The sequence below is a fragment of the Paenibacillus arenilitoris genome, assembly GCF_014705655.1.
Lineage (GTDB): Bacteria > Bacillota > Bacilli > Paenibacillales > Paenibacillaceae > Pristimantibacillus > Pristimantibacillus arenilitoris.
The window spans coordinates 104,377-124,495 of record NZ_JACXIY010000014.1 but is presented as its reverse complement, the minus strand read 5'-3'; the positions used below and the strand labels follow the sequence as shown (position 1 = coordinate 124,495).

The window sequence follows — 20,119 nt, the reverse complement described above, 5'->3', positions numbered from 1 at the left end:
GGCCATCTTCTGCAGCGTAAGTGCCAGGTTCGGTTGCGGACGGTCGAAGCGCCGCCGATGGTTGCCAGCTCCTGCAGCTCGAGCGCCTGGTTTCCGGGTGGACGCGCCTCCGGCGACGGGCGGCATCTACTCGAACGACAGTTTCGGTGTGCACGACGTGCACCGCAAGCTGTTCATTGCCTGAATCCAGACTGAACTTAACACATGTTATAAAGTTGCGTAAGTACCTTATCCCTTAAAACAAAAATGCAGCGATTTCGCAGCAGTTAATGAAATAATATTCTTGACATCAAAGAAAGAGAGGAGCAAGTCCTCTCTTTCTTTGATTTTTCCCGCTATTCGAGTTTCCTTCTTTTTTATTATACCAGATGTGATCTTTTATGATGATGTTAATGAACTTGCTGAGCGTGGTTCCATTATTATAGGTGGCAGTCACGGTAGCCGGATATGTCCCGTCAGGGATTTGGATCCAATATTTGCGCCAGGCTTCCGTGTTCCAGTTTATATTATTGGCCGAACTCAGGTTAAAGATATGAGCGAAGTTTGGATAACGATCGTCATCCTCATTGTACAAGAACTGTATTGGTACTGGCTTATCGGCAACGCCGAATCCGAAATGGACATCGACCTTATTCGCATTTTCACTGGTTGTCGCCGTGACGGAAAATGGTTCGCCAGCCAAGTACGTAGACAGGTTCAACGAATTATCATTGAAATAAGTTATCCATTTTTGAATATGGTTAATATCCATGGATAATTCTTGGGGGAGAACGCTAGTGAACACAGGCATGCAGCAAGGATATTTTATTGGCCTTTTCTTCAGATTCTTATGGAATTTTGCAATCGCTTTTTTATTTCAGACTCTAATTTTCTACATATTTGGTTACAACTTTTTTACCTATTTTGTCTTAACGATAGTTTTCTCCTTCTTCATTAACACCTCATTGCCAATAAAGGATAGGTATCCGTTTTTTAGGCACTTGTTAATTTATTTATGTCTATATGTTGCAAATGCCGAACTGTCATCTACCATTACAGATCTTGCGAAAGGATTCTACGATCCCTCAACACTATGGAAAGTACTAATCATGATTAGTGTTGTTGCAGGAATAATGCATGGTATTGGCAGATACGGAAATGGAATTCAGGGCCGCAATATTGAAAACTTCTCAAATTTGACATTGCTGGCCTTGATTATTATTGCATTCGTAACGAGTTGGTGGGAAGGCGGTTTGGTGTACTTGCTGGTCAGAATTCCAATGATGATATTTGAAGTATCAATTGCAAATACAATTCTGTATTATACATCTTCAAGGCATAGTGAACAAACTGAATCAAACCAAATATAATACGAGTCACGCTCCCTATTATCGGGGGCTTTTCTATTTATACTGGTTCGACCGGTTCACTCGCTCTGTAAAGAACTTATACGAGCAGCAAGATGGCTATCTCGGGATCCTCGGCGTATTCGATCAGCTTGAACGAGAGCTGATAGGGGAACGTTTCGATTTGGTATGGAGCAGAAGGTTGATTTAAAAGCATGCGTATACAGAAGCACTCCTGGGTACTGGCCGCATCGTCGCCGGCAGCGGCTCTTCCAGGTGCGCCGGCGGCCGGCCGGAGCTGCTGCGCGGGGATCGGAATGTGCTCCTGGTTACTGGCCGGTTCAATCTTCGGCTGCTGCGACTCTTTCCAGGTGTGTCGGGGGATCCTGGGCTACTGAGTCGGACCCAGAAGCGCTCCTGGTTTTCGACCGCATCGATCGCCGGCTGCTGCAGCTCGTTCGGCGCTGACGGCCGTTGACCAGAGCAGCTTCGCGCGAATCCGCGAGCGCTCCTGATTATCGGCTACCGATCGCCGGAAGCTGCAGCTTGTTCGGCGCCGACTGACGCTGACCCGGAAGCACTCCTGGTTGATGGCCTCGTCGATCGCCGGCTACAGCTCGTTCAAGTGCCGGCGGCCGTATGTGAGCAGCAAATATCGCCTCATGGTATTTGACGATTCGATGGCGAATTCTGTTCCTGGTCGAATGCGAACGACCAGCATACCTCCGTTGGAGTCAAGAACTTGCAACAGGCGAGAGGGGAGACGGTAACAGGAGCGTTTCCGGATCTGCGCAGCTGTTTCTTCAGCTCGGCGAGTACTTCCCGATTGATCGATGCGGGCCAAGGTGCGCGCTGCAGAGGGAGCCCGGAGCGAGTATTTGAACTCCCAAGAGCTGCGCCGCGAGATGAACGATGGGCTGAATGTCGTGGAAAATTGGAACTCGGTCCATAGCTTCATTTTTACGACAACGGCGGCGACGAATCGAATAGAGGAACAAGAAATGGCCGTTCTATCCTTGCATCTCCTGCAGAATTGTATCGTCTACGTCAAGAAAAAAGATAGCTCTCAGCAACTCTTTTTTTTCGCAATAGGACCAATACCAGTGAAGTTGACACAAGTACTCTGTCGAATATCCAGTTCTTAAGGGCTATTTATAAACCATACAATTTTGATATTCTATATTTAACCATTTAATCCATATGCTGCGCAGCCAAGGATATGGTATTTTATAAAAAGGGTGTGGGAAAAGTGAAAAAGGCATTAGTGACTATTTCTTTAATGTTGGCACTAATATTAACTTTTACATCAAGTGCTTATGCTACAACAGAAGAGTCTTATCTGTATTATGATGGAGACTTGATTGGTAACTCTGAAGCCTGGAGTGAAATACAACTGATTACTGGAAATACAGTCATGGCAAAGGCATGGACAAGATTATTAGAATTAAATGTAGGCGCGCATATAGGAAAATCCACTACGACTATTAATGCCAGTAAAAATGGTATTTTTGCAGGATCTACTACTAGTCACTCTAGTACAAATGGAGGCACAGCAGTAGCGCTTCTTAACCTTGGGACTTACGCATCTAGTATATCATACTCATCTCAATCGACACATTATTTCCTCAATGACGGTGGTGTCAAAACTGGGTATAACACCATTGATGAAAATGGTATCACTACTTAAATAGTAGATTTATTAAGGAATTTAATGAAAAAAATGGTCAGAGGTGTGGGGCCTCCAAGACCAATATTGAATGTTGATTGCCACCTTATTCAATCGTGATTCGCTGTCGGAGTTTTTCGACAGCGAATCTGGATTGGTAGTGTTATCTGTTTGAGTATATAGAAGAGCAAGTTTGTAAGCAAGTAGTAAAATTAAATATGATAATTCCGAGGTGGGTATGAAAAAAGTATTTCTAATACATATATTATTCATATTTGCTATAAATATGATTGGATGCTCTGAAAAATATGATTACACTATAAAACCTACCGAGTACGGTGGTACATCTTTAGGTTTATGGCATGAGAACTCAGATAGATATCAACAAATACACACTATTAAAAAAGAGGGTATTTATTATCCAAAAATCACATTGATTAATCATTTATCTACAAAACAAAAATATAGATTATTTTTCTTTTTGGATTACAAGCAGATCAATGTGAAAAAAAATGGTGAGGATTTATCATATATCGATATAATATTAAATCAAAATGAAAAAGAAGTATTTAATATTAATATTCCAGAATTAAATGAGGGGCTTCACGATTTTTTGGTTATTTCCATTAGAAGTCCTGAGTACCACCTGGATAATGATAAAATGATTCCTGAAGACCAATTTTTCATGTATAGAAGAGCAGCTTTATTAGTCGGCGATTCATCTATAGTTCCAAAAGTTTCATATACCAAAATTAAAACTAAACCAACTGATCTACAATACATTCAACCTTTATTAACCAATGCAATGCCATTAATTGATTTCAAACAAATTATAAGTATTCTAGAGTCAAAAACAAGGGATATAAACATAAATATAAATATAAATATGATGAATGAAAGTAATGAAGTATCGATCATTGTTTTGAATTCAAATGGTCAATTATTTAAGGATGATCCTCTGTTTTATACGATGCCATCAGGGCAGGCAACAATTCCAATTGAATTAAATGATGAACACTTAATAAAAGATAGTAATTTATATGTAATAAGTGTGAATAATCCTTATAAGCTAACTACTATAGAAAATAGTGTCCACTCATCAAATTTAATTACAATTAAATAAGTGCTATAAAAGTGACTCTAAAAAGAATGATAAGGCTGCCAGTATGAACTGTACCCCGTCAAGTAGACAGCATAAATAATAAAACGGTTAGGCGGCCTTGGTCCTGAATTGCATCGGACTGAGGCCGTCTAATTTCGCTTGTAATCGCTCGTAATTGTAAAAGTCCCTTTCGAGCTGCTCAAAGGTTTGGTAAGTGTGCAAGAAATACTTCTCACATTTTAGCGTTAAGCTAGTCATCTTGCATCGTAAACTGAACATAACACATGTTAAAAACTTTTGACTAGAACCGCCGCCTTCAGCAGCTCGAGCGAGGCAGATGCACGGCTTTCTTCATAGTTTTATTACCTCATAGTCTTGACTAAGTGGGAGAAGGAAATCTTGCTGCTTCAAAATGAGACCGTCCCCCTCCCTGAATTTCACCATCAGTCGAGTTTTTTTATATCTATTGATACGACAGCGTATAGGTACATCCAGCCGTATTTCATTCGGAGTGAAATAAGAGATGGGGCGTAGTCGAACTATTTCCCCATCTCTCTTTCCCGAACCGGACTTGCACCTCTCAGCGCATCCGGCTCTCCATTTAAGCGTTGCTCAAAGCAAAGGCGACTTCGTCATAGTAGGATTCAATTGTACGATGTTTCTCTGAACGTAGGATGTATGGATTTTCTGCTGGAGTACGCCATTTGAACCAGCCTTTGCGGCTGGTTATTAACCTTTTCAACGGTATTTCTCCATAAAATCCCCGGCTGCTCTGACCTTGCAGTACCCAGATTTTAGCCTTGCCTTTCTCTGGGGATCGTACATATTCTTGCATCAATGATCGGAAGCCACGTTTGTATTTTCGCGCCAGCCAGTGACCGAGCTTCCAGAATACCGCGCGGTCTACTTTTCCGTATATCGTTGCTGTATAGTCTGTGTATTGATAAAAATTAGACCATCCTGTAAGTTGACGATTTAGACTTTCAACTAAATCCATTTTGTTCATACCGAAATTCCCTGACAATTGCTTGACTAATTTCTCTGTGAAACGGCGGTATTTATCCCAAGGAATCGAGGATACAGGTCGCATTCGTCCTCTAGCTCCACGCTTCCGAATAATTCGATGACCAAGGAAAATGAAGCCATCGTTCACATGCGTAATATGCGTTTTATCCATATTCAGCGTGAGTTTCAGCCGATCTTCGAGAAATAAACGACACGCTTCTCGCACTTCGTCAGCGTGTGCCTTGGTTCCTTTGACTACCACTACAAAGTCGTCGGCATAACGGCAATAGGAGATTGCTGGCATCCATTGTCGGTTTTCGCGTATTGCGATAGGGCGCTCTTTCTGAATGCCGAAGTTCCATGCCCAGCGATCCTTCCTCACCTTTTTACTCAGAAATTTCGCTTCCATCCACTGATCGAATTCGTGTAACATAATATTGGATAGGAGCGGTGATATGACACCACCTTGCGGAACTCCTTCACTAGAGGCTCGGAATAATCCACGGTCTACGCATCCTGCCTTGATGATACGCCACAGCAGGGCAAGAAAGCGCTTGTCAGAGATGCGTTTGCGGACTGCCTTCATCAACAACCGATGATGAACGGTATCAAAGTAACTGGCCAAATCGCCTTCAATGACCCAGCGACCCGCAGTTGCTTCTGTGCGTTCATTTCCATCCTGCAGTTGCATTTTAACCGTTCGAATGGCATGATGGACACTTCGTGCCGGTCTGAATCCGTAGGATTGAGGGTGGAAGTCGCTTTCCCAGATCGGTTCCATAGCCATTACCATCGCACGTTGCACGATGCGGTCTCGGAGACAGGGGATGCCTAGCGGCCTAAGCTTGCCGTTCGCTTTTGGAATATATACGCGCCGCGCAGGTCGCGGGCAGTACGTTCCCGTCAACAATTCATGCCGTAGGTTGTCTAGTTCAAGATCAAGCATTTCTTCCATCTTGCACTTGTTGATGCCATCTACACCAGGTGTTCGGGCACCACTTGAAGCCTGAGTAATGCTAGCCGCTTCGCTGAGCCAAGTCTTGTTTGCAATAAGTCTTAGGAGTCGGTCGAACTTACGTTCTTTGCTTTCAGTTGCCCCTGTCGCCAGTTTGCTTTGCATTTCACTGATTATCAAAGGTCTTCACCTCACTAGGGTCAGTTAATAGGCCAAGCAAACCACTTAAACTGCCTCCCTTCGCCATGTAATCGGCTTTCCCGATCTCGGACTACTACGGAGGCTCCGTCATTCTGCATAGCATCGGGGAGCTCACTCCCTTGGCATCCATGCAAACTTTCCCCAGTTCACATGTTGGACTCCACACATGGGTTAGGTTGCCTATCGCAGTCTTTATCCTTGCTTTCTGCAAGTCGTCACGGACATCACGCTCTAGCTGTGCTCTCTTCGCAATTCCCTATCGGTTGGCGTACATGTCCAACCGATATTCGCAATGCCAGTTCATGGCTGTAACTAGCATCGATCCGTGTCCTGCCTGTTAAGCGATGTAGGCAGGGGTGACATTTCAACCCTCAGATGCGGTTTAATAGGTTCGTGTTCCTCAACCTTCCCATGCTCAGCCTAGAGACTCATCTTGGCGTAATCGCTTCGCCGCAAGCCCCGTTTCCCACGGACTACGTCACCTTGCCAGTGTCGGCAAGTCACCGCCACTTCGGCTCACTCCCCCTCACAGCAGAGGGAGGACATGCCTGAAAAAAATCTCGGCATGCATTCCAAACATGCTCAAGTAACTTGTTCCGCTAAGGGAACTCGTTAGCTGGGCGTACGCCAGGTAATATCCCACATCCATACTTCATTCGGTCCGGTCGCAGCATGGCTGGTAAGCGGCCTTGCTGTGCGCTTCTTGCTACGCCCGCGATGATGCTGTTGATTATGTTTATGCATGATTCGATAGAAGCTTGATTCGGAGGCGATATAGATGCCTTCGTCAGCCAGAGCAGGCACGATCTGGCTTGGCGGCAGGCTCCTGTTTTGCGGCTTCTGAAGAATATTCAGCACCTGCTGCTCTTCAGCCTCGCTCAGCTTGTTGGCAGGCGCTGGCCGCGTGGCATGAGGGCGCCCGTCCTCGCTGCCGCCTTGCTTACGCCAGCGTTGCAGCGTTCGCTGCGTCAGTCCGAGTTCCTTGCAAGCAGCGGCTTCTCTTGCGCCGGTAGCGACGGCCTCTTGAATCAGTGTGATAACTTCCTTGCGATCTGAGGCACTGATCATTCGTCCTCTTGGTCTCCCCAAATCGCTTGGGCCTTTTTTCGCAGCACCAACAAGGCGGCTGCTTCGGCGAGCGCCGTTTCTTTACGCTTAAGCTCACGGCTTAAGGCTTTGTTTTCTTGCTCTTTCGTGCGCAGTTCCTTCTGCAGCTTGCCCGCTTGTGCGGCAACTCCGCCATTGGCTTGCATACAGGCATCGCGCCATGATTCAACCTGCTCGACGAACAACCCTTTTGTCCGACAATATTCCGCCAACTCGATTTCGCTTAAGCTTGCCGTTTCGACGACGATGGCGAACTTCTCACGCGTATTCCATCGCTCAGGTGACACATCACCGTTATTCATCATCCCTTGGGCTTTCGCCGCCTTTTTCCATTTGTATAGCGTCGTCTCAGATAGACCGCTTTCCTTGGCGATCCGACTGACCGATTCGTTGTTCGGGGGCAGCATGCGTTGCACAATGCTCTCCTTTAACTTCTCATTCACTTGGTTCATTGTCTCCCACCTCATCCTCGTTATTCCCACTATACTTTCATTTAAGGGGTACGACAACTATTCTGACAGAGGGGGATAATCGACACCATTTATATAAATTCGTCCTTCAGTCGGCTCATAAAAACCGGCAATAATATTTGCTAACGTCGTTTTACCTGCTCCAATCAAACCTACAATGGCGAGTGTCTCTCCAGGGTGAATTTCTAAATTTACATTATGCAATATATATTTTTCGCTATTCGGAAACATGAACGAGACATTCTCTAATCGAATGAGCCCTCCACTCGATGGTTGCTGAATTTTTACGTTCTTGGCATACATTCGATTAGTCTCATATTCTTGATAAAAACTTAATAATTCGTTAATATTATTTTTGTTAATGTTAAAGCTTTTCAATGTTGAACCCACATTGTTTATCATTGGCGTAAGCTGTGCTAAGAAAGAAACCAATCCAGCAAAAGCACCTATACTGGCTTCAGAATTATATACGCTTATAGAAGTTGATACGAAGAATACCCCTACCAAAAGAAATCCAAAACCATTGATAAATAAATTATTTGTATGAAATTTCTTCTGTAGATCCATCGTTATTTTTCTGATTGTCGTTACTTTGTTTTCCCATTTATCAAGAATGAAATGAATATAGTTATATATTCTAAGCTCCTTAGAATATCGCCATTCTCGCCTATCGGGTCTTGCGTCAAGTGGGCGAGCAAGTCATCCTGGCCAATGACCCGTTCGACGTAACGGAATTACAGGGACAATGCTGGACGCCCCCGGTGCCCGGGGATTATGTCATTCTCGCTTGCTGGGAATGCGAGATTGCCGAGAAAGTAACGTTCGGCGCGGGCTATTATCTCGATACGATGAACCCGGAAGCGGTGCAAGCGTTCATTCAGGCCGGATACGAGCCTTTCCTTGAGCTGCAGGCCGATTTCGGCGGGACGATACGGGGCATCTTCACCGACGAGCCGGGGCTGATGATTCATGACGGCTTCTTCGGCACGGAAGCGATCCGGACGTCGGTCCGGACGCTGAACGGCAATTTGCCGGGCTACGTGCTCGGTTGGACGAGAAATTTGTTGACGCGGTTCGAAGCGGAATGCGGCTATTCGCTGCGTCCATTATTAGGCGCGCTTCTGTATGAGCTTGAGGATGCCAGCCACGCGATACGGGAGCATTACTACGGCGCATTGACCCGGTGGTATGTCGGCGCTTATCACGAGGCGCTGAGCCGGTGGTGCGAGTCGCGCGGGCTGGCTTACATCGGCCATACGCTGGAGGAGCCGCTCTGGGGACAGGCGCGTTCGCAAGGCAACCAGACGATGGTGCTGCGGCAGTTCCATTATCCGGGCGTGGACTATTTGACCAAAGGCATCGGGACGAAGGACAACCCTTACCGGATCTTGTCCGTGAAATGCGCTTCGTCGGTCGCTCGTCTGGAAGGAAAGCAGCGGGTCGTATGCGAAGCGTTCGGGAGCGAGCGATCACGGGTATTCGATGCGGGAGAGGCGCATGGACGCCAACTTCATGGCGTTTCTTGGCGTCAATCTGTTTATTCCCCATGCGTTTTATTATTCGTTCGAAGGGTACCGCAAGACCGATTTCCCGCAGACCGAGTTTTATCATGCGCCGCATTGGGAGCACTACCGGGCTTTCGGCGACTATATCGGCCGCTTAAGCCTGCTTGGCAGCCTGGGCAGGCAGGCGTCGAAGGTTCTGCTCGTATCTCCGATCCACACCGTCTATCAGGAGATGTTCCGCAGCGGAAAAGCGTGCAAAAACCTTCACGTGGACGAGCTGTTCTCCTTGCTCTCGGACCGATTGATCCGAGGCAGGCTCGATTTCGAGTACGCGGACGAATGCCAGATCGCGAGCGGGACGGCATCGGCAGGAGAGCTGCGTTTTCCGAAATGCGAGGGCGGGTTTTCGATCGTGATTTTGCCGGCGATGAAGGTGTTGGGACTTGAAACGGCGGAGCGGCTGCTGGCGTTCGTCCGGTCGGGGGGCATGCTGATCGCCCTGGAAGAGCTGCCCGTTCACAGCGCGTTCGTCACGCATGATCCCGATTTGGCCTCGTATATCGAGCAATTGTTCCCGGCGCCCGGCAGGGCGGGCGGCTGGCACGAATGCGGCGGCGGCAAGACGCTCTTCATGACGGCCGGGCAGCTTCGCGGCGACGATGCCGCCGGCTTGTGCCAGGAAATTCGCGCGAAGCTTGCCGGCAGCGATCTCGGCGAGCGCTGGATCGTGCCGGAGCAAAGCGCGGAGCATGTCATTATGACCGGCAGAAGGCTCGAAGGCCGATCGTTTACCTGGATCATGAATTGGTCGGATGATTCGGTGGAGCTCCAATATGACGCGGCGCCGGGAGAAGCGCTGGAGGAATGGGAGCTGGAGACGGGGGATATCCGGTTGATTACGAAGGTAGAGCTGCAGCGCTTCGCGCTCGCTCCCGGCCAAATGCGCATCGTTGCCCCTAGGCCGGAGGCGGAGCAACCGGAAGCGAAGCGATCGCAAGACGCGGCCATCGCATCCGCCAAGGGCATGCTGCATACGCGCGAGCTATCGCGGGAATGGGATTTCGGGACGGAAGACCGCAACGCGCTTATTCTGGACCGCTGGGAAGTGACGTTGAACGATCGGCAAGCCAGAATATCGGCGACGATGCCCGGACAGGTCAATACGTTCCGAAGGACGATAAAGGCGGAACAGTCTTTGATCGAATCGCTTAACGGCAGCGGCGCCGATCCGTCGGAACGGCAGTATCGCCAAGACGGCATTTATTTGGTGCTTGACGATTTGCGGCAGGATATCCAGTCGCATATCGGCTTCTTATCCCGGCGCAGAAGCGTGGAAATATTCGTGAACGGGGAGCGGCTGCCCGCGCTCGAGCCGGCGAAGTGGCAGGATCGCTTCTATTATTGGGCGGATATTTCTCCTTACCTGCAGAGTGGAGATAACACGATTGAAATCTTAACCTTTTCGTTGCTCGAGCCCATGCCGAATTTCGCTTATCCCGCTTTCCTTGTCGGAGAGTTCGCCTTGACGTCCGCGGAGGCGCTAACCGCTCCTCCCAATCGCATGTCAGGGTACTGGACGGCTGCCGGCTATCCCCATCTGTCCGGAAAGGCCGTTTATCGGCAAGCCTTCGACTGGGCGCCGATAGCGGCCGAAGGCGATAACGGCGGGAAAGCGGTCGCCGTCGTACTGGAGATCGAGGATATAAGAGAGACGGCGCGGCTGAGCGTGAACGGCAGCGATGCGGGCATAAAGCTGTGGCCTCCGTATAACTGGGACGTAACCGGCATGCTGCGTCCCGGCAGGAACACGATCGAGCTGCAGGTGGCCAATACGCTCGATAATTTATACGGGAAAAACGCGCTGGCATCCGGGATCGGCGGAAGCGCCAAGCTGATTGCCTATCAGCTCGAGTAATCCGGAGCGGGCCGATCAGGAAAGGACTGTAAAAACTAGCCCGGGCCAGTTATAATGTTCATGAAAATATTGGAAGAACCCCCCTCCGGCGGGGGAAGGATGCGCACGGAGCCGGCTGACGATCCCGTGCAGACAGGGCGAGGTGAACGTATCGTGAAGAAGGACATGTATCGGCCGGTTTATCATTTTCTCCCGGAACGGAACTGGATGAACGATCCGAACGGGACGATTTTTCATGAAGGCTATTATCATTTGTTCTATCAGCATAATCCGAACGGCGATCAATGGGGAACGATTCATTGGGGGCATGCCCGCAGCGCGGATCTGGTCGATTGGGAGCATCTGCCGGTCGCGCTGTATCCGTCAGAGGAGCTTGGAGAGCTTCATTGCTTTTCCGGCTGCGCCGTCTTGGACGGCGAAGAGCCGAAGATTTTGTATACGAGCATCGGGGAGGGCGAGCGGAACGCTTCCACCGGCGCCGAGCAGTGGCTGGCGACGAGCCGGGACGGGATGAGGACCTGGACGAAGCATCCGCAAAATCCCGTCATGACAACCTCTATTCACGGCGGCATCGACATACGCGAGTGGCGCGATCCGTTCGCATGGCGGGAAGGCGAGGACTGGTTCATGGTCGTCGGAGGGGCGCATGAAGGCAAGGGCTGCGTCGCGATCTACAAGTCTGCCGATCTGGTCAGCTGGTCGTTCCTGAACATCCTTTATGCCGACCCGAGCGTCGCGCTGTGCGAGTGTCCGCTGTTTTATCGCGAGGGCGACACATACGTGCTTATTTATTCTCCGGGTAAAACGGTGAAGTATGTGACGGGCACGCTCGCGGCTGACTATACGTTCATTCCCGATACGGAGGGCGTGATCGACCATGGAAGCTGGGACGGCTATTACGCGCCGAATACGCTGGTAGACGGCAGCGGGAGGCGCATCCTGTTCGGGTGGATGCCGGAGGCTTCCAGGGAGAACTTCTTGCCGGAAGCAGGCTGGGCGGGCGTGCAAGCGCTGCCGCGGGAGCTGGAGGTGACGGCTTCCGGCAAGCTCGCGATGCGGCCGGTTCCCGAGCTGCGCCGGCTGCGCGGACGAAGCTCCGGGCTCGCGGATCTTATCGCGGAAGGAGAGAGCGTTCGGGCGGGCATCGAAGGCAGAGCCGTCGAAATCATTGCGGAGTTCGACCTGGCGGGCACGGAGACGGCATTCGGCATCGAAGTGCTCCGCTCCGGCGACGGCCGGGAGGCGACGCGCATCGTCGTCGATCCCGGGGCCGGGCTCCTGACGATCGACCGCAGCCGATCGAGCTTGTCCCCGCTGCCGCGCCGTACGCCGGTCACGGGCCGTTACGAGCCGGCGGACGGCCGTCTGAAGCTTCATGTCTTCGTCGACCATTCGACGATCGAGGTGTTCGGCAACGAGACGGCTTGCTTATCCGCCAGGGTTTATCCGACGCTTGCGCTAAGCGCCGGGGTGGGGCTGTTCGGCGATTCGGTCGTCGCGAGGCTCGCCCGGTTCGATGCCTGGGAACTGTCCGAAGCGAAATCGTAGTGCCGGATATACGAGGCGCATCGCCTGCCCGCACCGACCTTTTTATCGACGTACGAGGACAGGCGGATGCGCGTCCTGCTCTATTATTACGACGAGCTCCTTCATGCGCAAAATCCGCTTTAGGCGGAGCTGGAAGCGACCGAGCTGCTGTACGCGTTCGGCGATGCCGCGATCAAGGCGTTCATCGAGTGGCCGCCGTGAGCTCTCCCCCCGGCGGTACATCTTATGCCGAGCCTGCAAATGCGCAGGCTTTTGGCCGCTCCATACGAGCGGCGAAGCAAATGCCTGCGAATGTGCATCTTTTTTCATTTAGATAAGCTCGAAGGGGGCTCAAGTCTCGAAAAGCCTGCACATCCGCAGGCCTTCCATCCGGCCGCCCCATCGCTGGCGCAAAGACTGCACAATCGCAGGCTTTGCGCTCGGCTAGCCGTGCTGGCGAGCAGCGTATGCGCTGATCGGACCATCGTATACGAGAGTAAACAAAGAAACCTCTCCTTTTGGCAGGGAGTAGGATGGTACCTCCATTGACTCATTTTATACTTCCGTATATTACCCGGCGGCTCCCGTTCGTTATATAGTTGCTTATGCCCTCAGCAACTACGGGAACTGGAGGATAGTATCCGTCCGGGTAATCGAGACCGTTCTATGCCGCGCCCAACTTAGCAATTCATAAGAAACGGCAGCAGGGGCGTAATGCTATCCTAAGGGAGTCGACGCCAATAAAGGCGCGGAAAGGGGAATAACATGGCCAACATCGAGCATTTGCAAACCGTTCATGCGCCCGCCTCCAAGGTGTATGAAGCATTGACCACCGCCGAGGGGCTGTCGGAGATATGGACGAACGAGCTTGTCGTCCATCGCGAGCCGGGCCTTACGAACGAGTTCCGATTCGGGAGCAACGACCTGACGAAGATGCGCATCGAGGAAATGGCTGCAGGAAGCCGGGTCGTTTGGCGCTGCGTCGATTCGGATCCGGAATGGATCGATACCGTTATTTCCTTCGAGCTCGAGGAGAAGAACGGGAAGACCGCCATTACTTTGCGTCATATGAACTGGAAGGAAGTGACGCCGTTCTTCCGGTCTTGCAACTACAACTGGGCGATGTTTCTGTATAGTCTCAAAACGTACTGCGAAGAGGGGAAGGGGCTTCCCTATCAGGAAAGAAAGTTTTAACGATTTCGGGGGACAAGCTCCTTTCAGGACGATAGCTCGATCGAAATGATTTTATGGACCGGAATCGATATTTTGAAAGCCGGGGCGGCCACGAAGTTCGCGTTGCCGCCTGCAAGGCCGTTCCATTTCACCCCCACGATGCTGGCTCCGCTATCTATGTTGACCCGGTCAACGACTTGACCGATCGCAAGCTGATTGAGCAGGGAAACCATCGCGGCATGATCGCTCCTGCTGCTTCCGTTGTCGTTATTGCCTTTGTCTTTGCCTTTGTGAGGCATCTCTATCACGCTCCTGTTCTTCTGTAATATATGGGTCTTGCGGGGGGATGCTTGTACGTTTTGACGGATTCTATGAAAAGGGCTAACGGATGGATGAATTGTGAAATAGAGAGGCCGGGCGCGAAGGCGGCGGTCTTGAAGATGAGAGCGCTCGCAATTGAATTGCCGATTCTCTCCAATTGCAGTATGTTAGTAGGGAGTCGGTAGAATAAAAGGAGGCATGGAAGGATGGAACGGACAAGTCTGCGTCTGCCCAGAAGCGTACCGGAAGCGCAAGGAATTTCCTCCGCGGCCGTCATCGATTTTTTGAAGGCGATTCAGGAACGGGAGCTGGAGCTGCACAGCCTTATGCTGCTTAGGCACGGGCAAGTCGTGGCGGAAGGCTGGTGGGCGCCGTATGCCCCGCATCTCCCCCATATGCTGTTCTCGCTTAGCAAAAGCTTCACCTCATCGGCGATCGGGTTCGCCGCAGCCGAAGGGAAGCTGACGCTGGACGATGCGGTCGTCTCGTATTTTCCGGAGGAAGTTCCGGAGGAGGCCGATCCGAATTTGGCGGCCATGACGATCCGCCATTTGCTGATGATGGGCACGGGCCACGACAAGGATACGCTAAGCCTGCTGCAGCAGCGCGAGGACGGCAACTGGGCGAAAGCTTTCCTGTCCGCTCCCGTCGAGCACGTCCCAGGCACTCATTTTGTGTATAACAGCGGAGCGACCTATATGTTGTCGGCCATTCTGCAGAAGGCCTCCGGACAGACGCTGCTCGATTACTTGCGGCCGCGGCTGCTTGAACCGCTCGGCATCGAGGGCGCGACCTGGGAGAGCTGCCCCCGCGGCGTTCATACAGGCGGCTGGGGACTGAGCGTCGCCACCGAGGATATCGCGAAGTTCGGCCAGCTTTATTTGCAGAAGGGCGTTTGGAACGGGAAGCAGCTGCTGTCCGAAGCGTGGATCGAGGAAGCGACATCGAAACAAATCGCGAACGGGGACGGCGGAGAGAGCGACTGGGCGCAAGGCTACGGCTATCAGTTCTGGCGGTGCCGGCACGGCTTGTACCGGGGCGACGGCGCGTTCGGCCAGTTCTGCATCGTCATGCCGGAGCGGGATGCCGTGCTGGCGATTACGAGCGGCACGAACGACATGCAAGGCGTCATGAACGCGGCTTGGGAGCATCTGCTTCCGCCCATGGCATCGTCGCCGCTTGCCCCGGACCTGGAGCTGCAAGCCGAGCTTAATGCGGCGCTTCAGGAGCTCGCCCTTCGGCCGCCCGGGCTGCGGCCGATTTCCCCCGCGGAGGCCGTCGTCGGCGGCAAAGCCTACCAGCTTGAAGACAATGCTTATCAATGGGAGAGCGTGTCCGTCTCCTTTGAGGCGGATAAAGCCATTGTCGCGATCGGCAAGGCGAATGGGGAGCATCGCTTGACGGCCGGCCGGGGCGAATGGGCGGAAGGCGCATCCCGCCTGCTGAACGATGCGGCGGATGCTTGCGTCGTCGCAAGCTTTACCTGGCCGGAAGAGAATACGCTGGAGCTGACGACGAGGTACATCGAAACGCCGTTCGCTTTTACGAGCCGGATCCGGTTTGAAGACGAGGGGGAGCGTATCGAAATGATCAACCTGTCGAACGTCATGCCCGAGCAGCCCGCGATTCGGGGGCTTGAAACGAGGGAGTAGTTCAAATAACGGAGCCTTCGCTTTGGAAGAAGGAGGGAGATGCATGAGCGGCAGCACGAGCCGTACAGCCAGGCATCCGTCTCAAATCGCAACGCTGCTGGTGCTAGGTCTGACGCTGGGCATCATGCTATATCTATTATTCGGAACCGATCATGATCTTCTCTACCTCTCCTATCTCACTGTCGGACTGATCGTCGCGATCGTCATTATGCTCGCTATCGCGTTCCGCAGAGCGCGGATGAAGCCATTCGAAGTCGTTTGCGAATCCGGGCGCATCGTAGTGGACGGCAGGACCGTCGAAGCGAAGGGAATCGATGCGGTTCTCGTGATGGGCTATTTCAGGCCCGTCATCGGCATCAAGCCGATCAACAAGAAGCTGGTTCCCTACGAATTAAGCTTCCGCTTCCTCGAGCAAGAAGACCGGGGGATCAAGCAGATGGAGGCATGGGCGGAGCGGCATCAAATCCAAGTAGCGCATAAACACTTCACGATCTGTTAACGAAGCACGAGGCCAATCGGCGGCGGTTCAGGACTCGATCTAGCAGTCCGGGACTGCCGCCTCGTCCTTTATTTTTGCAAAGCTGATAATTAACGCTCTAATTCCTTCTCGTATGATCTCCTACTCCACCGTGATCATCGTATAGACGCTTTCGTTATAATGACTGTCAACGACAGATTCATCGAGTGAAAATACGCAGACTGCCTCAATCAGATAGTTACCCTGGGGCAAAACGAGTTCCTTCCGGCTATAAAATTGTCGCCAAAAATCCGCATTGGGGTCATCATGACTATAACCGCCACTCTTTACAAAAGGGTACAAGACCGTCTTGTTCTTCAGCAGCTTCGTAGCCGCCAGCTCCGACGTACTTGCTCCCTCCATATCAAAATCCAGTCCGTTCGTAATTCGGAATGCTACAATCGTATGGCTGCCCCAAACGGTGAACGAATCTCCGTCTCCGATATACGTCAGGCTGGCGGAATACGAGATCGGTTCATTGGCCGAAAAAGTCGTCTTCCCGATATTCAGCTTCAACTCGAACAATTCGTCTCGGTGCGCAAGCTTTGGATTGTTCATACGCTCCAGCACATCCGCGTCGATTTCCTTAATCTGCTCCTTGGTTCCACATGCCGAGAGCAGCAGTGCGAGCAGGAATACAAGTCCGACTCTCATGACATTCCCCTCTTCCGTATCGGTTTTTCAGATAGACGCGATGAGGCGGGGAAAGGTTACAGCGATTAGCCGAGATACGGCAAAGCAAAGATGGTAACTCCTCAATTCAAGCACACGGTAGTAATCCTTCCATTCTATTAATAAATGAATAGCGGAATTGCCGTCGAATCTTGTAAAATAGTGTCAAAGACCTATTTTTCGATCATAGAGGAAGGGGCATTTCGTTTGAATCGTTTATTGACGAGGATGGTATTGTTTTTCTCATGTCTGATCCTGCTGGCGGGGGGGATTCTGGCCTTCACGATTTACCGTTCGGCGACCGGGCTCGTGGAGGAATCGCTGGGCGCTCAGGCGAGGCGCGTGGCGGAGCACGCCGCGAAGCTGATCGACGCGAAAGCCTACGAAGGCATTACCGTGGAAGCCGGCGAGACGGAATACTACAGCAAGCTTCGCGCGCAGCTGAACGAGCTTAGAGAAATGAACGGACTGAAATATTTGTATACGCTCGCGAAGACGGAGCGGGAAGGGAGCGACATCTATTATTACGTCGTCGACGGCGCGCCGCCGGACGTGGACAGCGAGGACTTCTCGGCGCTCGGCGACCAGGAGGAGAACGAATACCCGGGCATGGTGAGAGCCTTCGCCGAAGGCGCGCCGCAAACGGGCGAGCTGACCAACGATCCGGAGTACGGAGCGACGATCACGGCCTACGTGCCGATAAGGAGCGAGGACGGCCGGCTGCTCGGCATTCTCGGGGCGGACTTCGACGCGACGAACGTGTACGCGCTCATGGACGCGAACCGCAAGACGACGCTTTACGTGACGATCGGCCTGATCGCGGGCGGCATCATCCTTGTCGTTTTACTTGCCGCCTACTTGACCAGGCCGCTGCAGAAGCTGACTTCGCAGGTGGCGAAAGTGCGGGAAGGCGACTTGACGGTCTTCATCAAGGCGGACCGCAAGGACGAGATCGGGCACTTGGCGAACACGTTCCAGCAGCTGGTAACCAATACGCGCACGTCGATCAAGAGTATGAGGGACGCCTCGGAGAAGCTGCTGCGCGCGTCGGATGGCGTATCGCGGCATGCGCGCAGCACCACGGATGCGAGCCGTCTGATCGCCTCGAGCATCCAGGAAGCGTCGGGCGGCGCGAATATCCAGGTCATTCGGGCGGCCGACATGACGAAGGCGGTCGAGGGCGTGACGCACGGCATGCTTCGCATTACCGAATCGGCCGCGATCGTATCCGACGTAGCCCAGGCCACGATGGAGCAGACCGAGAAGGGCAACGCGATGATCGTGCATGCGATGAGCGAGATGGAGGCCATTCACGATACCGCGGAGCAAATGCGGAGGGCGACGAAGCATCTGGAGAGCCGGTCCGGGGAAATCGGCGACATCTCGACGGTCATGGCGGCCATCGCGAAGCAGACGAATTTGCTGGCGCTGAACGCGGCCATCGAGGCATCGCACGCGGGCGAGCACGGCAAGGGCTTTGCCGTCGTGGCCGAGGAGGTGCGCAAGCTCGCGACGCAGTCGCAGCAGTCGGCGACGCAAATCGGTGAGTTGATCGAGGCGATCCTGGAGCAAACGTCGCGGCTGTCGGCGAGCATGGAGACGAACGCGGAGAAGGTGCAGTCCGGGCTCCATCTGGTGAAGGACGCCGGCGCCGCTTTCCATTCGATTCTGGCGGGTCTCTCCAAGGTGAACGAGCAGCTGCACGAAGTATCCGCCGCGTCGGAGCAAGTATCGGCCGAGTCCGAGGAGGTCTCGGCGTCGGTCGAGGAGATGGAGCGCATCTCGCGCCGGGCGGCGCTCCACTTCGAACAAATCGCGGACAACTCGAACGGGCAGATCGTCTCGATGGACGAGGTCAGCGCGTCTGCGGAGTCGATCCGCTCGATGTCGGACGAGCTGACTTCGCTGGGCAAGCGATTTGTTGTATAATCGGATGGGGTTTCATAAAATTAATGTGGCAATTCGGTGTAAAGGTATAGGAATAAGGTACACTTAAAGTTATAATGGTGTATAAAACAACCTAATAAGAGTAAGGAGTACTGGTAATGACGAAAACACTTATTTTCGGGCATAAAAACCCGGACACGGACACGATTACATCGGCGATTGCGTACGCGGAGCTGAAGACGAAGCTGGGCGCGGACGTGGAAGCGATCCGCCTGGGCGATGTTAACGGCGAAACGCAATACGCCTTGAACTATTTCGGCGTCGCGGCTCCTCGTTTGATCGAGAACGTGGCCGACGAGACGGATACCGTTATTTTGGTTGACCACAACGAGCGCCAACAAAGCGCGAACGATATCGACCGCGTTCAAATTTTGGAGGTTATCGACCACCACCGCGTCGCGAACTTCGAAACGAGCGCGCCGCTTTACTTCCGCGCAGAGCCCGTCGGCTGCACGGCGACGATCCTGAACAAGCTGTACAAAGAAAACGGCGTCGAGATCCGCAAGGAAATCGCCGGCCTTATGCTTTCCGCGATTATTTCCGACTCCCTGCTGTTCAAATCGCCGACCTGCACGGAGCAGGACGTTGCGGCGGCGCGCGAGCTTGCGGCAATTGCGGGCGTTGACGCCGAGAAATACGGATTGGACATGCTTAAAGCCGGCGCCGACCTGAGCGACAAAACGATCGCCCAGCTCATCTCGCTCGACGCGAAAGAATTTTCGATGGGCAGCTACAAGGTCGAAATCGCGCAGGTGAACGCGGTGGACACGAATGACGTGCTGTCCCGCCAAGCGGAGCTGGAAGCGGCTCTGAACGACATTATCGCGACCAAAGGCCTTGACCTGTTTGTGCTCGTCGTAACGGACATCCTGAACAACGATTCCGTTGCACTTGCGCTCGGCGCGAAGGCCGATGCCGTCGAGAAGGCGTACAACGTAACGCTGTCCGACAACAAAGCGCTGCTCAAAGGCGTCGTGTCCCGCAAATCGCAAATCGTACCGGTATTGACCGAGACGCTCAGCAGCCTGTAAGGGCTCGCTGCGCGGCCATCGATAAGCG

General features: G+C 52.3%; 19 protein-coding genes and 1 pseudogene. 12 read left to right on the top strand and 8 right to left on the bottom strand.

What is annotated here, in order from left to right; all coding sequences use genetic code 11:
* Positions 1 to 283: 283 nt before the first annotated feature.
* From IDH41_RS11945 to IDH41_RS11925, 5 genes and pseudogenes are all read left to right on the top strand, one after another.
* Positions 284 to 757 carry a hypothetical protein gene (locus IDH41_RS11945; RefSeq protein ID WP_190861270.1) on the top strand — a complete coding sequence of 158 codons (474 nt, stop codon included), beginning with the start codon at positions 284 to 286 and terminating at the stop codon, positions 755 to 757.
* A 19-nt stretch (positions 758 to 776) separates the two neighbouring features.
* Positions 777 to 1,349, top strand: a complete 573-nt coding sequence (locus tag IDH41_RS11940; RefSeq protein WP_190861268.1) for a hypothetical protein — start codon at positions 777 to 779, stop codon at positions 1,347 to 1,349.
* Positions 1,350 to 2,197: 848 nt separating this feature from the next.
* Positions 2,198 to 2,374: pseudogene (locus IDH41_RS11935) on the top strand (Tn3 family transposase); the annotation flags it as partial.
* Between the two features lie 200 nt (positions 2,375 to 2,574).
* A complete protein-coding gene (locus tag IDH41_RS11930; protein WP_190861267.1) occupies positions 2,575 to 3,012 on the top strand; it encodes a hypothetical protein in 438 nt (145 codons plus the stop codon).
* Positions 3,013 to 3,229: 217 nt separating this feature from the next.
* Positions 3,230 to 4,114, top strand: a complete 885-nt coding sequence (locus IDH41_RS11925) for a hypothetical protein (protein ID WP_190861265.1) — start codon at positions 3,230 to 3,232, stop codon at positions 4,112 to 4,114.
* Between the two features lie 87 nt (positions 4,115 to 4,201).
* On the opposite strand, the gene IDH41_RS32125 is transcribed toward IDH41_RS11925, so the two are convergent.
* The 6 genes from IDH41_RS32125 to IDH41_RS11895 all read right to left on the bottom strand — a co-directional run bounded on the left by IDH41_RS32125 (position 4,202) and on the right by IDH41_RS11895 (position 8,802).
* The gene (locus IDH41_RS32125) at positions 4,202 to 4,351 is read right to left on the bottom strand and encodes an IS3 family transposase (RefSeq protein ID WP_223829664.1); all 150 of its coding nucleotides are present in this window, start codon (positions 4,349 to 4,351) and stop codon (positions 4,202 to 4,204) included.
* 343 nt (positions 4,352 to 4,694) lie between these two features.
* Positions 4,695 to 6,233 carry a group II intron reverse transcriptase/maturase gene (gene ltrA / locus IDH41_RS11915; RefSeq protein WP_223829663.1) on the bottom strand — a complete coding sequence of 513 codons (1,539 nt, stop codon included), beginning with the start codon at positions 6,231 to 6,233 and terminating at the stop codon, positions 4,695 to 4,697.
* Positions 6,234 to 6,866: 633 nt separating this feature from the next.
* The gene (locus IDH41_RS11910) at positions 6,867 to 7,322 is read right to left on the bottom strand and encodes a helix-turn-helix domain-containing protein (RefSeq protein ID WP_190861261.1); all 456 of its coding nucleotides are present in this window, start codon (positions 7,320 to 7,322) and stop codon (positions 6,867 to 6,869) included.
* On the bottom strand, positions 7,319 to 7,813 hold the full coding sequence (locus tag IDH41_RS11905; protein ID WP_190861259.1) for a transposase: 495 nt from the start codon (positions 7,811 to 7,813) through the stop codon (positions 7,319 to 7,321). The genes IDH41_RS11910 and IDH41_RS11905 overlap by 4 nt, the downstream gene beginning before the upstream one ends.
* A 57-nt stretch (positions 7,814 to 7,870) precedes the next feature.
* On the bottom strand, positions 7,871 to 8,398 hold the full coding sequence (locus IDH41_RS11900; RefSeq protein WP_190861256.1) for an ATP-binding cassette domain-containing protein: 528 nt from the start codon (positions 8,396 to 8,398) through the stop codon (positions 7,871 to 7,873).
* 167 nt (positions 8,399 to 8,565) lie between these two features.
* Positions 8,566 to 8,802, bottom strand: coding sequence for a hypothetical protein (locus IDH41_RS11895; RefSeq protein WP_190861254.1), 237 nt, complete (start codon positions 8,800 to 8,802; stop codon positions 8,566 to 8,568).
* A 526-nt stretch (positions 8,803 to 9,328) separates the two neighbouring features.
* Between IDH41_RS11895 and IDH41_RS11890 the strand changes: the two genes are divergently transcribed.
* From IDH41_RS11890 to IDH41_RS11880, 3 genes are all read left to right on the top strand, one after another.
* Positions 9,329 to 11,251 (top strand): type 1 glutamine amidotransferase family protein, encoded by a 1,923-nt coding sequence (locus tag IDH41_RS11890; RefSeq protein ID WP_190861253.1) that lies wholly within the window; start codon positions 9,329 to 9,331, stop codon positions 11,249 to 11,251.
* 99 nt (positions 11,252 to 11,350) lie between these two features.
* Positions 11,351 to 12,799, top strand: coding sequence for a glycoside hydrolase family 32 protein (locus IDH41_RS11885; RefSeq protein ID WP_190861251.1), 1,449 nt, complete (start codon positions 11,351 to 11,353; stop codon positions 12,797 to 12,799).
* Positions 12,800 to 13,543: 744 nt separating this feature from the next.
* The gene (locus IDH41_RS11880; protein WP_190861248.1) at positions 13,544 to 13,972 is read left to right on the top strand and encodes an SRPBCC family protein; all 429 of its coding nucleotides are present in this window, start codon (positions 13,544 to 13,546) and stop codon (positions 13,970 to 13,972) included.
* A gap of 23 nt (positions 13,973 to 13,995) precedes the next feature.
* On the opposite strand, the gene IDH41_RS11875 is transcribed toward IDH41_RS11880, so the two are convergent.
* A complete protein-coding gene (locus IDH41_RS11875; RefSeq protein ID WP_190861246.1) occupies positions 13,996 to 14,250 on the bottom strand; it encodes a hypothetical protein in 255 nt (84 codons plus the stop codon).
* 228 nt (positions 14,251 to 14,478) lie between these two features.
* On the opposite strand from IDH41_RS11875, the gene IDH41_RS11870 reads away from it, so the two are divergent.
* Together IDH41_RS11870 and IDH41_RS11865 are read left to right on the top strand one after the other, a co-directional pair.
* The gene (locus tag IDH41_RS11870; RefSeq protein WP_190861245.1) at positions 14,479 to 15,924 is read left to right on the top strand and encodes a serine hydrolase domain-containing protein; all 1,446 of its coding nucleotides are present in this window, start codon (positions 14,479 to 14,481) and stop codon (positions 15,922 to 15,924) included.
* A 43-nt stretch (positions 15,925 to 15,967) separates the two neighbouring features.
* A complete protein-coding gene (locus IDH41_RS11865) occupies positions 15,968 to 16,423 on the top strand; it encodes a hypothetical protein (protein ID WP_190861243.1) in 456 nt (151 codons plus the stop codon).
* Positions 16,424 to 16,543: 120 nt separating this feature from the next.
* Here IDH41_RS11865 and IDH41_RS11860 read toward each other — a convergent pair whose 3' ends face one another.
* A complete protein-coding gene (locus tag IDH41_RS11860; RefSeq protein ID WP_190861241.1) occupies positions 16,544 to 17,095 on the bottom strand; it encodes a hypothetical protein in 552 nt (183 codons plus the stop codon).
* Between the two features lie 225 nt (positions 17,096 to 17,320).
* Between IDH41_RS11860 and IDH41_RS11855 the strand changes: the two genes are divergently transcribed.
* Both IDH41_RS11855 and IDH41_RS11850 read left to right on the top strand, forming a co-directional pair.
* Positions 17,321 to 19,042, top strand: coding sequence for a methyl-accepting chemotaxis protein (locus tag IDH41_RS11855; RefSeq protein ID WP_223829662.1), 1,722 nt, complete (start codon positions 17,321 to 17,323; stop codon positions 19,040 to 19,042).
* A gap of 116 nt (positions 19,043 to 19,158) precedes the next feature.
* Positions 19,159 to 20,091 (top strand): manganese-dependent inorganic pyrophosphatase, encoded by a 933-nt coding sequence (locus IDH41_RS11850; protein WP_190861239.1) that lies wholly within the window; start codon positions 19,159 to 19,161, stop codon positions 20,089 to 20,091.
* Positions 20,092 to 20,119: the final 28 nt, after the last annotated feature.

Coding starts and splice junctions, on each gene's coding strand:
- IDH41_RS11925 (WP_190861265.1), top strand. CDS start 3,230: ATGAAAAAAGTATTTCTAATACATATATTATTCATATTTGCTATAAAT.
- IDH41_RS32125 (WP_223829664.1), bottom strand. CDS start 4,351: ATGACTAGCTTAACGCTAAAATGTGAGAAGTATTTCTTGCACACTTAC.
- IDH41_RS11910 (WP_190861261.1), bottom strand. CDS start 7,322: ATGATCAGTGCCTCAGATCGCAAGGAAGTTATCACACTGATTCAAGAG.
- IDH41_RS11905 (WP_190861259.1), bottom strand. CDS start 7,813: ATGAACCAAGTGAATGAGAAGTTAAAGGAGAGCATTGTGCAACGCATG.
- IDH41_RS11900 (WP_190861256.1), bottom strand. CDS start 8,398: ATGGATCTACAGAAGAAATTTCATACAAATAATTTATTTATCAATGGT.
- IDH41_RS11895 (WP_190861254.1), bottom strand. CDS start 8,802: ATGAATCATCAGCCCCGGCTCGTCGGTGAAGATGCCCCGTATCGTCCC.
- IDH41_RS11890 (WP_190861253.1), top strand. CDS start 9,329: ATGGACGCCAACTTCATGGCGTTTCTTGGCGTCAATCTGTTTATTCCC.
- IDH41_RS11885 (WP_190861251.1), top strand. CDS start 11,351: ATGCGCACGGAGCCGGCTGACGATCCCGTGCAGACAGGGCGAGGTGAA.
- IDH41_RS11880 (WP_190861248.1), top strand. CDS start 13,544: ATGGCCAACATCGAGCATTTGCAAACCGTTCATGCGCCCGCCTCCAAG.
- IDH41_RS11875 (WP_190861246.1), bottom strand. CDS start 14,250: ATGCCTCACAAAGGCAAAGACAAAGGCAATAACGACAACGGAAGCAGC.
- IDH41_RS11870 (WP_190861245.1), top strand. CDS start 14,479: ATGGAACGGACAAGTCTGCGTCTGCCCAGAAGCGTACCGGAAGCGCAA.
- IDH41_RS11865 (WP_190861243.1), top strand. CDS start 15,968: ATGAGCGGCAGCACGAGCCGTACAGCCAGGCATCCGTCTCAAATCGCA.
- IDH41_RS11860 (WP_190861241.1), bottom strand. CDS start 17,095: ATGAGAGTCGGACTTGTATTCCTGCTCGCACTGCTGCTCTCGGCATGT.
- IDH41_RS11850 (WP_190861239.1), top strand. CDS start 19,159: ATGACGAAAACACTTATTTTCGGGCATAAAAACCCGGACACGGACACG.